This is a genomic window from Aliiroseovarius sp. F20344, assembly GCF_023016155.1.
Classification (GTDB): domain Bacteria; phylum Pseudomonadota; class Alphaproteobacteria; order Rhodobacterales; family Rhodobacteraceae; genus Aliiroseovarius.
In genome coordinates this window covers 1,322,626-1,335,668 of record NZ_JALKBG010000008.1, presented here as the reverse complement: position 1 = coordinate 1,335,668, position 13,043 = coordinate 1,322,626, and the positions used below count along the sequence as shown (strand labels likewise).

Below are 13,043 nucleotides of genomic sequence, written 5' to 3'. Positions count from 1 at the left end.
GGGCTTGCGTCGTTTGAATAAACATCCCAATAGTGTGTCGGGGACGCAAATTGCTAGAGGTAGATATGGCGCAGATCGATGACGCTCGCGTGCCAGATGTGGTGCAAGGGCAGGTCAAGTGGTTCGATCCGAACAAGGGGTTCGGCTTCGTTGTCGCGAACGAGGGTGGAGCGGATATCCTGCTGCACGCCAATGTTCTGCGCAATTTTGGCCAAAGCTCAGTCGCTGACGGCTCAAGTATTGAGATCACAGTACAAGCCACGGATCGCGGTCGTCAGGCCGTTAGTGTTTTGTCGATCACGCCCCCAGAAGGCAGCGAGATCAACGAGTTGGAAGAGATCGTAGAAGGTCTGGTCGATCCCGAAAGCATTGGCGATATGGAACCCGCCCGTGTGAAGTGGTTCGACAAAGCCAAAGGCTTTGGTTTCGCAAATGCGTTTGGAAGTTCGGAAGACATCTTTGTACATGTCGAAGTTCTGCGGCGTTCCGGCTTGGCCGATCTTCAGCCAGGCGAGGCGATCAGCATCCGAGCCGCTGACGGAAAACGCGGTAAGATGGCGGTTTCCGTCCACGCTTGGGATGCGGCCGTTGAAGGCGGCACAGCCGAGTGACCCTCGCTTTGCGCGTTGGTCTGATTCATATTCTCAGTTTTGCTGGATTTTTCTGCGCGCCGATGGCGTGGGCTGCGGAGTGTGAGCCGGATCGCGTTAGCGTTCGCGGCCCATGGGGGCAGGCGGCGTTCACCATCGAAGTGGCAGATGATCCGCGTGAACGTGCCAAAGGCCTGATGTTTCGCGAAGCTCTACCAACTACACACGGCATGCTCTTCTTATTCGAACAGCCGCAACAAGTCGGGTTTTGGATGAAAGACACGCTGATCCCGTTGGACATGATCTTTGTGCAGGAAGACGGAACAGTCTCGCGTGTTCATCACAATGCGATTCCTCACGACACGACATTGATTGATGGCGGGGCGGGTGTTCGAGCTGTTTTAGAAGTGAACGGAGGTATTGCTGCGCGATTCGGCATCGATGAGGGCAGCGAACTGCAGCATCCGGCCTTCGATCAGGCCGATGCAGCCTGGCCTTGTGCTCCTGTTGCACCAACCGAATAGACTGACTGCGAATTTTGGCTGTTTTACCTCTTTTCATTGCCGGAACACATCGGTAAGGAGGGGGCGTTCGGGGCGTAGCGCAGCCTGGTAGCGCGACGGTTTTGGGTACCGTAGGTCGCAAGTTCGAATCTTGCCGTCCCGACCACCAACTTTCATTCAGTTCAGTATTGAATAGCCCAATTGCTTTGGGTTTGGCGCTGCATGGCAAATGCGCGTTCAATTACAATGAATCACTTCTGGTGTGCACAGTATATTGAACGAACTTGCTCGACGCATTGCCACGTGAGTCGTTGTTGTCGATGCCGTTCGACACATGTTTGTTAACGCTTTCGGCGTTAAGCAAATATGGATTCAACATTTTGGCCACAGTTCCTTAACGCGATGAAAGAATCGCCCATTGCTTCAAGCAGATTGTTTCGATTGGAGCGTAAACAGGCCAATTTCCTAGCAAAAGATACGCTCTCTTTTCAGTTGAGCGATCCGAGAATCAAACTAACTCGAACCACCAGAAGTTCGACGAGACACGTCAACAGAAAAGAGTTGGGGATATCTATGAATTTTTCGTTGACGATCTAGGGGTCACTACGCCAGTTTGTGGGAGCTAGTCGCAAGGCCACAATATATAGTGGCTGGTGGTTAGGCGGGACGAAACAGGGACCAAGCTTCGATATTGAAGTTATCAGGGTGCTCTACTTCGGTGGATGCGGCACTCGGCGGTGATCCTATGTCTAATTTCCTGTCACCACGACCAGCGTGGAAATTTTATCGATTAGGGCAGGTTCTTTGTGCTGCGCGGCGCAAAGACAGACTGAAGGGACTGGACAGGCACAATGAAGATTGAACGCAAATTCACAAAATCGGGGCAGGGCGCTTATTCGGAGCTGGAGTTCACCACGACTTCTTCTGAAATTCGAAACCCTGACGGCACGATCGTATTCAAACTGGACGAATGCGAAGTCCCCACGAGTTGGAGCCAAGTGGCTTCTGATGTGATTGCGCAGAAATACTTCCGTAAAGCAGGCGTACCGGCGGTTCTGAAGAAGGTTAAGGAAAAAGACGTTCCTGAATTCCTGTGGCGTTCGGTGCCAGACGACAAAGCCATGGCTGATCTGCCCGAAGACGAACGGTTCGGGGGCGAGACCTCGGCCAAGCAGGTGTTTGACCGTTTGGCTGGCGCCTGGGCGTATTGGGGATGGAAAGGTGGCTACTTCACCACCGAAGAAGACGCACGCACCTATTTTGACGAGATGCGCCACATGTTGGCCAGCCAACGCGCCGCGCCGAACTCGCCACAGTGGTTCAACACGGGTTTGCACTGGGCCTACGGTATCGATGGCCCTGCGCAGGGTCACTATTATGTGGATCACAAGACCCGCAAGCTGACCAAATCGAAATCCAGCTATGAGCATCCGCAACCGCACGCTTGCTTCATTCAGTCCGTCGGTGACGATCTGGTAAGCGACGGCGGCATCATGGACCTGTGGGTCCGCGAAGCGCGCCTGTTCAAGTACGGCTCGGGCACGGGCACCAACTTCTCGTCCCTACGGGCTGCTAATGAAGCGCTGTCCGGCGGCGGCAAGTCTTCGGGCCTGATGGGCTTCCTGAAGATCGGTGACCGCGCTGCTGGCGCGATCAAATCGGGCGGCACCACACGTCGTGCGGCCAAGATGGTGATCGTTGATGCGGATCACCCGGATATCGAAGAATACATTAACTGGAAGGTCAAAGAAGAGCAGAAGGTTGCGTCGCTCGTCGCGGGTTCGAAGATGCATGAGGAGCATCTGAACCACATCTTTGCAGCCATTCGTGCTTGGGATGGCAAAGAAGAAGACGCCTATGACCCCAAGGTCAACGAAAGCTTGAAAAGTGCAATTCGGGCGGCCAAAAAAGTGGCAATTCCCGAAAACTACGTCAAGCGCGTGTTGGATTATGCAAAGCAGGGCTTTGGCTCGATCGAATTCCCGACCTACGATACTGACTGGGATTCAGAGGCTTACGCTACCGTTTCCGGCCAGAACTCGAACAACTCGGTTCGCGTGACTGACAGCTTCCTGAAAGCCGTTGAAGACGACGCTGACTGGGAACTGATCCGCCGCACAGATGGTTCGGTTGCCAAGACTATCAAAGCGCGAGATCTGTGGGAGCAGATTGGACACGCCGCGTGGTCCTGTGCCGATCCGGGCATCCAGTATCACGATACTGTAAACGCTTGGCACACCTGCCCGGAAGATGGCGCGATCCGCGGGTCGAACCCGTGCTCGGAATACATGTTCCTGGATGACACTGCCTGTAACCTCGCCTCTATGAACCTTCTGACTTTCCTGAAGGATGGTGTGTTCCAGGCCGAAGATTACATGCACGCCACGCGTCTGTGGACCATCACGCTGGAAATCTCGGTGATGATGGCGCAATTCCCGTCGAAAGAAATCGCCGAGCTGTCGTATGTCTTCCGCACGCTGGGTCTGGGCTATGCGAACATTGGCGGTCTGCTGATGAACATGGGCTTTGGCTATGACAGTGACGAAGGCCGCGCGCTCTGTGGGGCTCTGACCGCGATCATGACTGGTGTGTCTTATGCGACGTCTGCAGAGATGGCAGGTGAGCTGGGTGCGTTTGAAGGCTATGAGCGCAACAAAGATCACATGCTGCGCGTCATCCGCAACCACCGCAACGCCGCATATGGGGCTAGCGAAGGGTACGAGGATCTGGCGGTGAAGCCGGTTCCGTTGGACCTGAAGAACTGCCCCGACGCAAAGCTGGTTGATCTGGCAATGGGCGCATGGGACGAAGCCTATGCGCTTGGTGAAAAACACGGTTATCGCAACGCGCAAGTGTCGGTGATTGCCCCGACCGGTACCATCGGTCTGGTGATGGACTGCGACACAACCGGGATTGAGCCTGACTTCGCGCTGGTGAAATTCAAGAAACTGGCCGGTGGTGGTTACTTCAAGATCATCAACCGTTCGGTTCCCGCTGCCCTTGAAAAGCTGGGTTACAACAGTGCCGAGATTGAAGAAATCATCGCTTATGCGGTCGGTCACGGCTCCATGGGCAACGCGCCTGCGATCAACCACACAACGTTGATCGGTCACGGCTTTGGTCAGAATGAGATCGAAAAAATCGAGGCGGCGCTATCGTCGGCGTTCGACATCCGTTTCGTCTTCAACCAGTGGACATTGGGCGAGGAGTTCTGCACCAACGTTCTGGGTATTCCAGCTGAGAAGCTAAACGATCCCGAATTTAACCTGCTGCGTCACCTTGGATTCACCCGTCAGGACATCGAAGTTGCGAATGATCACGTGCTTGGCACGATGACATTGGAAGGGGCGCCGCACCTGAAGGAAGAGCATTACAATGTCTTCGACTGCGCCAACCCGTGCGGTAAAAAAGGCAAGCGTTTCCTGAGTGTTGACAGCCATATCTACATGATGGCCGCAGCGCAGAGCTTCATTTCGGGTGCGATCTCGAAAACGATCAACATGCCGAATGATGCGACGATCGAAGACTGCCAGAAGGCGTATGAACTCAGCTGGTCGCTGGGTGTGAAGGCCAATGCGCTTTATCGCGACGGCTCGAAACTCAGCCAACCTTTGGCGGCGGCTCTGGTCGAAGATGACGAAGAAGCAGAAGAAATTCTGGCGTCGGGTTCGACCCACGAAAAAGCTGTCACATTGGCCGAGAAGATCATCGAGAAAGTGGTGATCAAAGAAGTGGCGCGTGGCCGCGAAAAGCTGCCTGAACGCCGTAAGGGCTACACTCAGAAAGCCATCGTGGGTGGGCACAAGGTTTACTTGCGTACGGGCGAGTATGAAGACGGCAATCTGGGTGAGATTTTCATCGACATGCACAAGGAAGGCGCTGGCTTCCGTGCGATGATGAACAACTTCGCCATCGCCGTTTCCGTAGGTCTGCAATACGGCGTTCCGCTTGAGGAATTCGTAGACGCTTTCACCTTCACCAAGTTCGAACCGGCGGGCATGGTTCAGGGCAACGACTCGATCAAGAACGCGACGTCGATCCTTGACTACATCTTCCGCGAACTGGCCGTGTCCTATCTGGACCGCACCGATCTGGCGCATGTGAAACCGCAAGGTGCTGCGTTCGACGATCTGGGCCGTGGCGAAGAAGAAGGCGTGTCCAACGTTCAGGAACCGTCCGAGACCGCAGCGACCAAGTCCTTGGAAGTGCTGAAACAAATCAGCTCGACCGGGTATCTGCGTAAGCGTTTGCCGCAAGAGCTGGTAGTGCTGCAGGGCGGGGCTGAAGTGGGTGCAACCGCGTTGACGGGCACCGATCCGGTTGGGGCGCTGAACACGCTCGTGCCGGAAACCGCGGGCACAGTGGTCACCGAAACCATGGTCACCGAGACCAGTGTTTCGACAGGCACAGTGAACTCGATCGATGCGCGTACGAAAGCCAAGATGCAGGGATACGAAGGCGACCCCTGTGGCGAATGCGGCAACTACACCTTGGTGCGCAACGGCACCTGCATGAAGTGCAACACTTGCGGATCGACCACGGGCTGTAGCTAAGAGTTGCGTCAGGGCCGCCTACTCCCAAGGGGTGGCTCTGGCAAGGTTAGGGTGGGTTGGGGGATGCCCCCCATCCTGACACGGGGCGGGTGCGCTCGCCCCTGACACGGATAGGGCCGCAGGCAAAATAAACCGGGCGGTATCAATCAGAGCCCTATCAGTGAAACTGGGGTGCCCTTGCGGCGCCCCGTTTTTTTGCGTGACGGGTATTTTGAGCGCGGCATCCGGGTGCGGACTGGCCAAAGAAAGACGCCCCGGTGACCACATCACCGGGGCGTTTCGTCTGTTTTGTAAGCTGTTCTTAGATGCCGCGAGACAAGGCCGCGACGCCGGTGCGGGCCACTTCGATCAGGCCAAGAGGCCGCATCAGGTCAGCAAACGCGTCGATCTTTTCGGTCGTGCCGGTGATCTCAAACACAAAGCTGTCCAGCGTTGAATCCACCACATTGGCGCGGAAGATATCCGCAAGGCGCAGTGCCTCGACCCGTTTGTCGCCGGTGCCTTCCACCTTGAATAGCGCCAGTTCCCGTTCGACGGACTGACCTTCAACGGTCAGGTCATGAACTTCGTGCACGGGCACGATGCGGCCCAACTGGGCTTTGATCTGTTCGATCACCGCAGGGGTGCCGGTGGTCACGATGGTGATGCGCGACAGGTGACCTTCGTGATCAACCTCGGCCACGGTCAGGCTTTCGATGTTATAGCCACGGCCTGCGAACAACCCGATCACACGTGCCAAAACACCCGCTTCGTTGTCCACCAGACAGGTAAGCGTATGGCTTTCAATCACGTCCAAATTCGGGTCGCGCAGGTTATAAGCGGACTTGCTGGAAGAGCCTTTTTTGATCTTGAGTGCAGACATTTAGAGACCCTCCTTAAACCAAAGTTGCGCCGGCAGAACCGATAACGCCCTGCGTTTCAGCTTCGCCCATGAGCATTTCATTATGCGGTGCGCCCGAGGGGATCATCGGGAAGCAGTTTGCATGTTTTTCGACCAGAACATCCAGGATGAACGGCCCGTCATAGTCGAGCATTTCCTGAATGGCGTCATCCAGCTCGGCGGGATCTGACACTTGACGACCTTTGCACCCGAATGCTTCGGCCAGCTTCACGAAGTCCGGCAGGCTTTCCGACCAGCTGTGCGAATAGCGCTCGCCATGCAGAAGTTCCTGCCACTGTCGCACCATACCCAGACGTTCATTGTTCAGAATGAACTGTTTGATCGGCGCGCGGAACTGAACGGCCGTTCCCATTTCCTGCATGTTCATCAGCCAGGACGCATCGCCCGCCACGTTGATCACGCAGGCGTCGGGATGCGCGATTTGCGCCCCCAGCGAGGCGGGCAGGCCATAGCCCATTGTGCCCAGACCACCTGACGTAAGCCAGCGATTGGGATCTTCAAAGCCCATGAACTGGGCAGCCCACATCTGGTGTTGTCCAACTTCTGTCGCCACATAGCGGTCTTTGTCTTTGGTCAGCGCCTCAAGACGTTCCAGCGCATGTTGCGGCTGAATGACGTTGTCAGTGTTGTTGTAGCTCAGGCAACGACGCTCTTTCCAATCCGCGATTTGCGCTGTCCAACCTTTCAGACCGTCTTTGTTGGTCTTACGGCCGCGGGCCTTCCAAACCTTCAGCAGGTCTTCCAAAACGTGTCCAACATCGCCGATGATCGGCAGATCCACATGAATCACCTTGTTGACCGAGCTTGGATCAATATCGATATGGGCTTTCTTCGAGTTCGGGCTGAACGCATCCACGCGACCGGTGATCCGGTCGTCAAAGCGCGCGCCAACACAGATCATCAGGTCGCAGCCATGCATTGCCATGTTGGCCTCATAGAGCCCGTGCATGCCCAGCATGCCTAGCCAGTGTTCGCCCGAGGCAGGGTAGGCACCCAGACCCATCAGGGTCGAGGTGATTGGGAAACCTGTGGCATCCACAAGCTCGCGCAGAAGCTGGCTGGCAGCGGGGCCAGAGTTGATCACGCCACCACCCGTATAGAAAACCGGTCGCTCTGCAGTTTCCATCAGCTCGGCCAGTTCGGTGATCGCGTTAATATCGCCACGCATCTGCGGCTGATAATGTCCGGTTTCTACCTTTGCTGGCGGGGTGTAGGTGCCGGTCGCAAACTGCACATCTTTGGGGATGTCGATCAGGGTTGGCCCCGGTCGGCCCGAGATCGCGACATGGAACGCCTGATGGATGACGTCTGACAGCTTGTCGGTCTCTTTCACAAGCCAGTTATGCTTGGTGCAGGGGCGGGTGATGCCGACGGTATCCGCTTCCTGAAAGCCATCCGTGCCGATCATGAAAGTCGGAACCTGACCGGTCAGAACAACCAGCGGAATGGAATCCAAAAGAGCATCGGTCAAGCCGGTCACAGCGTTGGTGGCACCAGGGCCCGACGTTACAAGGACAACGCCCGGCTTACCTGTCGAACGCGCATAGCCTTCGGCTGCGTGTACGGCACCTTGTTCATGACGTACCAAGATGTGGCGAATGTCATTTTGCTGAAAAATCTCGTCGTAAATCGGTAGGACAGCGCCTCCGGGATAGCCAAAGACTGTGTCCACACCCTGATCCTTCAGGGCTTGAACCACCATTTTCGCTCCGGTCATTTGACGTGTCATCTTCTTCTCCGTTCCACGTGCACTTCTCATAAAAAAGCCCCCGATTTTCTCGGGGGCGCATGGGGTTCCATTATGGTTCCGTTACCGGCCCATGCGCCAATTTCTCACAATCACTAGGACGCCGCTCATTGCAGTTTTCCCAAGTTCTTGCCCAAGGATATCCTTGAAGGCTTCTACATTACGTGCGGGGGACATTATGAGCGGTGATGGGGGGCGTCAACAGCGAAAGCGCGCATAAAATGTCGCGTAGGCTAATTTTTTGTAATTTTAGATCGTTTGGTGGCCTGATTGGCGCAATTAATGGAAATCTGAGTGGTTTTTTTGATGATCACGGTAGATTTGGCTGTCAAACCGAGTCCCATATGGCGGGTTAGCCTTCGCGCTGTGCTCGGCTTGCGGTGTCTGGAAGGTTGATGCCGGCCACTTGTTCCGCAATTGGATCCGTGGACAAGGGATGCAGCTCTGCCGAGTAATCTTCGTCCGTATTGAGCGGGGTCCAGTGATTGTCGCGGTAGATCTCGATAGACGAGAACGTGGCTTTGTAATCCATCTTCGGGCTGCCCGGTACCCAATAGCCAAGATAGACATAGGGCAGGCCAGCTTCGCGCGCGATCTCGATGTGGTCGAGGATCATGTAGGTGCCAAGGGACTTGCGATGCCAGTTCGGATCGTAGAACGAATACACCATAGACAATCCGTCTTCGAGCACATCCGTCAGGCACACCGCGCGCAGCGGACCGGTGGCGTCATCGCCAGGTTTTTGCCCTTGTCCGCGTTCTGCATATTCAATCACGCGGCTTTTGATCGGAGTTTCCTCGATCATCGCGGCAAATTCGAACACATCCATATCTGCCATGCCGCCTTCGGCGTGCCGATCATCCAGATAGCGGCGGAACAACTCGTATTGATCTTCACTGGCCCAAGGCGCACGAGCACGTCGTTCAAGCATCGCGTTGCGCTTTACCGTACGCTTTTGGCTTTTGCTGGGTTTGAAATCTGCAACGCGAATGCGCGCAGACAGACAAGCCGAACATTCCGCACAGGACGGGCGATAAAGCACGTTCTGTGAACGTCGGAAGCCCTGCTTGGACAGCGTGTCATTCAGGGTTTCCGCATGTTCCCCTTGCAGCGCGGTGAACAGCTTACGTTCAAGGCGTCCATCCAGATACGGACACTCCTGCGGAGCGGTCACATAGAACTGGGGGGCAAGTGGAAGGGTGTGGCGCATAGTTTCTCGAAATCAGCTCAAATCGTAAGGAGCCTAGCCCGATCAAGCGGTGTCGGGCAAGCCCCCGTAAACAGCTAGGGTAAACGGGGGCAGGAGGTGTCTTAACGGCGCTCGGCCATGCGGTTGATTGCCGTGGTTCCCAGCACCATGTCCGCCAAGCCTTGGCCGCGTGCTGTGGTAAACATCATCACCAGCGAAATCATCTGAAGAACAACCGTCGACATCGACAAGTAGTAGCCCAAGGTGTGAAGCGCTGCAGTCTGTCGATCAAAGCGTTGCCCGTCATGGCGGCGCAACTCGATCGCCGTAAAGCGCATGCCTATGGTGGCGGATTTCCGGGTCAGGGTTGTTATGCGATAGGCAAAACCCACGGCCAGATACACAAGCCCCCAAAGAAAAAACCCAATGCCAAGGGTCAAAAGGCCAATCACAAAACAGATCCCGATGATCAAGACAACATCGATGAACCATGCCAGAAGGCGCTTCATGACTACATCTTGGTAGAATTCGGATTGCGTATCCGGGTCAGGAAGTCCCCAAAGCGCCGTATCGCGACGGGTATTTTGATGGTCAAAGGAATAAGTCATCTTGGGTTTGGCTGCTCTCTTAAGTCACAAGAACCCGGCCCACGTAGGGCCGGGAAGGTGTAATCGGAATTAGATTACTTCTTTTTACGTTTGGGTTCATCAAGGACTTCAACATCCTCGGCCGTTTCTTCCGCAAGCTCGTCAACTTCTTCGTCCGACATTTCGTAGTCGTCGATATGCGTGCTGCGGGCGGCTTCGGCGCGTTCTTCCATGAACTGGTCGAACTCGGATTTGTCCTTTGCGGCGCGTAGGCGTTCTAAGAAGGCTTCAAACGCTTCTTGTTCGCTCATCAAACGGCGCAGGGTTTCCGCCTTGTAGGAGTCAAACGCGGTGTTGCCCGAGCTTGCAAATCCGTGGCGGTGCGACATGTGCTGATCTTGCCAAGCCTGGCTGTCACGGTTGCGGCGATGAGAACAAGATTTAGAAAACATGCGTTTACCCCAGATCATGTAAGCCAGAAGCGCAAGGCCGACGGGCCAGAAAAAGATGAAACTGATGACCATGGCAGCGATCCAAGCGCCTTTGCCGCGCTCGTCCAGCCACGCCTCGGTCCGCGAGAACCAGCCGCGAGGGGCGGCGGTGTAGTCAGTGGTATGGGCGGCGGTGTTCATGATGGTCTCCATTCGGTTAATGTTTGAATGTGAATGTCTTTCACATGATTAGGATGTGGGTATTCCCTTCAGGACATCAAGAGCTAATGTGAATGTTTTTTACATAAATCGCATAATGCGCTGTAATTAATGGGTAAAACACAAAAATGAGCGATGAGTTTTCACCGCTCTTTTCAGTCTCATTTGGTCAAAGCTCATGCTTGAATGGCGTCAGATGAGGCTTTTTGGCCCAGTCTGGGCTTGAATGCGCCCATAATCAGCTCTGTCACAAGCGGCAGTACGTTGGACATGCCCACAAGTGCCTCGCGGGCTTCCAGCGCGTGGAACGCGTCGCTTACGGGAGCGGCGGCGTCTCCGGCTTCTGCGAGGGCAAGCAGGTCAGGCATCATCGGTACAAGGAAGACAAATGCGTTCACTGCCAAGAAGGCCTGACAGGCGAGTTTGACGATCATCCAACGCGACCGCTCTTTCCAAATGAAGAACAGGGCCAGATCACAGGCAAGTTTCAATGCAAGCCCGGGCAGAATCAAAATGTATGCGCTGGTCAGTTTGTAGCTATAGACCGTCACCGCTGTCGCGCCATCCGGGGTGCCAATCACGGCCCCTATAACAATGTGCGACAGGATACCGCCGACATATAGAATGCCGGCGATCTCATTTAAGAAGTCCAGAACCTTACGCATCAGTCAGTCCGGTTTCCGAACCACATGCGGCTGAACAAGCCGTCCTTCAGCATGAACTGGTGATACGCCCAGCCGGCGATATGGGCGAGGATGGTCAGGGCCAAAAGCTTCGACAGGATGCCGTGGGCCGTGCGCGGGGGCAGGTCACTAAAGGTTTCTGGCAAAGGTGCGCCAGATCCGCCGAACACGATATCGGGCAGGCCAGCGCCCAGCGAAATGCCGATGCCGCTGGCAACCATCAGCAGCACAAGTGCGTAAAGCGCCCAATGCGCGGCTTGCCCGCCCATGTTCAACAGGGCGTTCCCGGTATCAGCCTTGGGTGGGTGTTGCGTGCGAAGCCGAGTGATCAGGCGAATAATCATCAGGACGCCGATGATCATTCCCAAGCTCATATGCATGCGCAAGCTAAACAGTTTGTCGGGGCTGTCATTGGGAAGTGCTGCCAAGACTTGGCCACCCATAATCAGGCCTCCGACGATCATTGCAGCCAAGACCCAATGCAGGGCGACCAAAAGGGGATGATAGCGTTTCATTGTGTTCTCCAATCCTTGAAAGAGTCGGAATCATCATATTTGCAATTGCAACAATGGCAAGAAAAATCATTTGCAACTGCAAATGTTGCGTTTTATGGTCTTGCTTATGAAGAAAAACAATTCCCTTTCAGACCGTGCAACAGCCACGCGACAAACCAGTGTCGGTTGGATGATCCAACGACTCGCACGAATGCTTGAGCGACAAATGACGGATAGGTTGTCAGAATTTGGCCTGAAAATTGATCACTTTATTATCCTCATGAACTTGTCAGAGCGGGAGAACGTCACACAAACTGAATTGGGCGATGGCATTTCAATGCCCAATTACGCGATAACCCGCGCTTTGGACCACCTTGAAGGGGAGGGGTTGGTCGAGCGCCGACCAGATGCCACATCCCGCCGATCCCATCGCGTCTTTCTGACCAAGGCAGGCACCCAATTGATGCCCAGCCTGTTTGCTACGGTCAAAACAGTGAACGAGACGTTTCTGGCCCCGTTGCCAGACGCGCAGCGCGCCGATCTTGCTCAGATTTTGATGACGCTCATGGACCCCAATGATCAGACAAAGCTGCCGGGCTGAGCGCCACAGGCCGCAATCAAGTCAGACGGCGCTGCGGCAAAGACGTGACGTGGGGTGCCAGCTGCGGCCCAGACCACGTCGAAATCCATTAAACGCGCGTCGTAGAACGCTTTCACAGGATTGGTCAGGCCGACCGGTGAGACGCCTCCGATGGCGAACCCTGTTTCTTTTCGGATCAAGGCAGCATCTGCCTTGCCAAGCGGCTCCTCCGCAAGCACGGCAGCCTTCGTCGCGTCCACCCGATTGCCGCCCGCAGTCAGGAACAGGATCACATGGCCGCTGTTTTCCCCGCGGAAGATGATGGATTTGGCGATCTGGTCCAGCTCACAGCCACAAGCGCGGGCGGCATCTGCGGCGGTGCGCGTTCCATCCGCCATTTCCATGACCTCGGTGATTAATCCGATCGTCTCAAGTGCAGATTTTACGCGATTCAAGCTTTTCGACATGAACACCCCCTTGGTTGTGCACGACAATACTGATGGGGCCACACTGGGCAAGCCTTCGGATCGCTGTCTTTGTGGCGTGACAGGCGTGATTGTCGCACG

At 55.3% G+C, this 13,043-nt stretch carries 12 protein-coding genes and 1 tRNA gene; 5 read left to right on the top strand and 8 right to left on the bottom strand.

The genetic code is table 11. The annotated features are described in order from the left end of the window. The first annotated feature begins 65 nt into the window (after positions 1–65). From MWU55_RS15540 to MWU55_RS15525, 4 genes are all read left to right on the top strand, one after another. Entirely contained in the window at positions 66–611 is a 546-nt protein-coding gene (locus MWU55_RS15540; RefSeq protein ID WP_246937623.1) for a cold shock domain-containing protein, read from the top strand. A gap of 62 nt (positions 612–673) precedes the next feature. Continuing rightward, positions 674–1,114 carry a DUF192 domain-containing protein gene (locus tag MWU55_RS15535; RefSeq protein WP_246937621.1) on the top strand — a complete coding sequence of 147 codons (441 nt, stop codon included), beginning with the start codon at positions 674–676 and terminating at the stop codon, positions 1,112–1,114. A 68-nt stretch (positions 1,115–1,182) separates the two neighbouring features. Further along, positions 1,183–1,259 (top strand) — tRNA-Pro (locus MWU55_RS15530). Positions 1,260–1,944: 685 nt separating this feature from the next. Next, positions 1,945–5,646 carry a vitamin B12-dependent ribonucleotide reductase gene (locus tag MWU55_RS15525; RefSeq protein WP_246937619.1) on the top strand — a complete coding sequence of 1,234 codons (3,702 nt, stop codon included), beginning with the start codon at positions 1,945–1,947 and terminating at the stop codon, positions 5,644–5,646. A gap of 301 nt (positions 5,647–5,947) precedes the next feature. On the opposite strand, the gene ilvN is transcribed toward MWU55_RS15525, so the two are convergent. The 7 genes from ilvN to MWU55_RS15490 form a co-directional block, all read right to left on the bottom strand. Continuing rightward, the gene (ilvN, locus tag MWU55_RS15520; protein WP_246937617.1) at positions 5,948–6,508 is read right to left on the bottom strand and encodes an acetolactate synthase small subunit; all 561 of its coding nucleotides are present in this window, start codon (positions 6,506–6,508) and stop codon (positions 5,948–5,950) included. A gap of 13 nt (positions 6,509–6,521) precedes the next feature. Further along, on the bottom strand, positions 6,522–8,276 hold the full coding sequence (locus tag MWU55_RS15515) for an acetolactate synthase 3 large subunit (RefSeq protein ID WP_246937614.1): 1,755 nt from the start codon (positions 8,274–8,276) through the stop codon (positions 6,522–6,524). A 370-nt stretch (positions 8,277–8,646) separates the two neighbouring features. Beyond that, the gene (locus tag MWU55_RS15510) at positions 8,647–9,504 is read right to left on the bottom strand and encodes an arginyltransferase (RefSeq protein ID WP_246937612.1); all 858 of its coding nucleotides are present in this window, start codon (positions 9,502–9,504) and stop codon (positions 8,647–8,649) included. 101 nt (positions 9,505–9,605) lie between these two features. Further along, on the bottom strand, positions 9,606–10,091 hold the full coding sequence (locus tag MWU55_RS15505) for an RDD family protein (RefSeq protein WP_246937610.1): 486 nt from the start codon (positions 10,089–10,091) through the stop codon (positions 9,606–9,608). A gap of 74 nt (positions 10,092–10,165) precedes the next feature. Beyond that, positions 10,166–10,702: a DUF2852 domain-containing protein gene (locus tag MWU55_RS15500; protein ID WP_246937608.1), complete on the bottom strand. Its 537-nt coding sequence runs from the start codon at positions 10,700–10,702 to the stop codon at positions 10,166–10,168. 194 nt (positions 10,703–10,896) lie between these two features. After that, positions 10,897–11,385, bottom strand: coding sequence for an enoyl-CoA hydratase (locus MWU55_RS15495; RefSeq protein WP_246937606.1), 489 nt, complete (start codon positions 11,383–11,385; stop codon positions 10,897–10,899). Then, on the bottom strand, positions 11,385–11,918 hold the full coding sequence (locus tag MWU55_RS15490) for a cytochrome b/b6 domain-containing protein (protein WP_246937604.1): 534 nt from the start codon (positions 11,916–11,918) through the stop codon (positions 11,385–11,387). The genes MWU55_RS15495 and MWU55_RS15490 overlap by 1 nt, the downstream gene beginning before the upstream one ends. An 82-nt stretch (positions 11,919–12,000) precedes the next feature. Here MWU55_RS15490 and MWU55_RS15485 point away from each other — a divergent pair, with 82 nt between their 5' ends. After that, positions 12,001–12,498, top strand: a complete 498-nt coding sequence (locus MWU55_RS15485) for a MarR family transcriptional regulator (RefSeq protein ID WP_348646243.1) — start codon at positions 12,001–12,003, stop codon at positions 12,496–12,498. Here MWU55_RS15485 and MWU55_RS15480 read toward each other — a convergent pair. Next, complete coding sequence (locus MWU55_RS15480) at positions 12,477–12,944, bottom strand: YbaK/EbsC family protein (RefSeq protein ID WP_246937600.1); 468 nt, start codon at positions 12,942–12,944, stop codon at positions 12,477–12,479. The two genes, MWU55_RS15485 and MWU55_RS15480, sit on opposite strands and share 22 nt — an antisense overlap. Between the last annotated feature and the right edge of the window lie 99 nt (positions 12,945–13,043).

Bases quoted from the DNA above. Each gene is read 5' to 3' on its own strand.
- MWU55_RS15540 (WP_246937623.1), top strand. From the start codon at position 66: ATGGCGCAGATCGATGACGCTCGCGTGCCAGATGTGGTGCAAGGGCAG.
- MWU55_RS15535 (WP_246937621.1), top strand. From the start codon at position 674: ATGGCGTGGGCTGCGGAGTGTGAGCCGGATCGCGTTAGCGTTCGCGGC.
- MWU55_RS15525 (WP_246937619.1), top strand. From the start codon at position 1,945: ATGAAGATTGAACGCAAATTCACAAAATCGGGGCAGGGCGCTTATTCG.
- ilvN (WP_246937617.1), bottom strand. From the start codon at position 6,508: ATGTCTGCACTCAAGATCAAAAAAGGCTCTTCCAGCAAGTCCGCTTAT.
- MWU55_RS15515 (WP_246937614.1), bottom strand. From the start codon at position 8,276: ATGACACGTCAAATGACCGGAGCGAAAATGGTGGTTCAAGCCCTGAAG.
- MWU55_RS15510 (WP_246937612.1), bottom strand. From the start codon at position 9,504: ATGCGCCACACCCTTCCACTTGCCCCCCAGTTCTATGTGACCGCTCCG.
- MWU55_RS15505 (WP_246937610.1), bottom strand. From the start codon at position 10,091: ATGACTTATTCCTTTGACCATCAAAATACCCGTCGCGATACGGCGCTT.
- MWU55_RS15500 (WP_246937608.1), bottom strand. From the start codon at position 10,702: ATGAACACCGCCGCCCATACCACTGACTACACCGCCGCCCCTCGCGGC.
- MWU55_RS15495 (WP_246937606.1), bottom strand. From the start codon at position 11,385: ATGCGTAAGGTTCTGGACTTCTTAAATGAGATCGCCGGCATTCTATAT.
- MWU55_RS15490 (WP_246937604.1), bottom strand. From the start codon at position 11,918: ATGAAACGCTATCATCCCCTTTTGGTCGCCCTGCATTGGGTCTTGGCT.
- MWU55_RS15485 (WP_348646243.1), top strand. From the start codon at position 12,001: ATGTTGCGTTTTATGGTCTTGCTTATGAAGAAAAACAATTCCCTTTCA.
- MWU55_RS15480 (WP_246937600.1), bottom strand. From the start codon at position 12,944: ATGTCGAAAAGCTTGAATCGCGTAAAATCTGCACTTGAGACGATCGGA.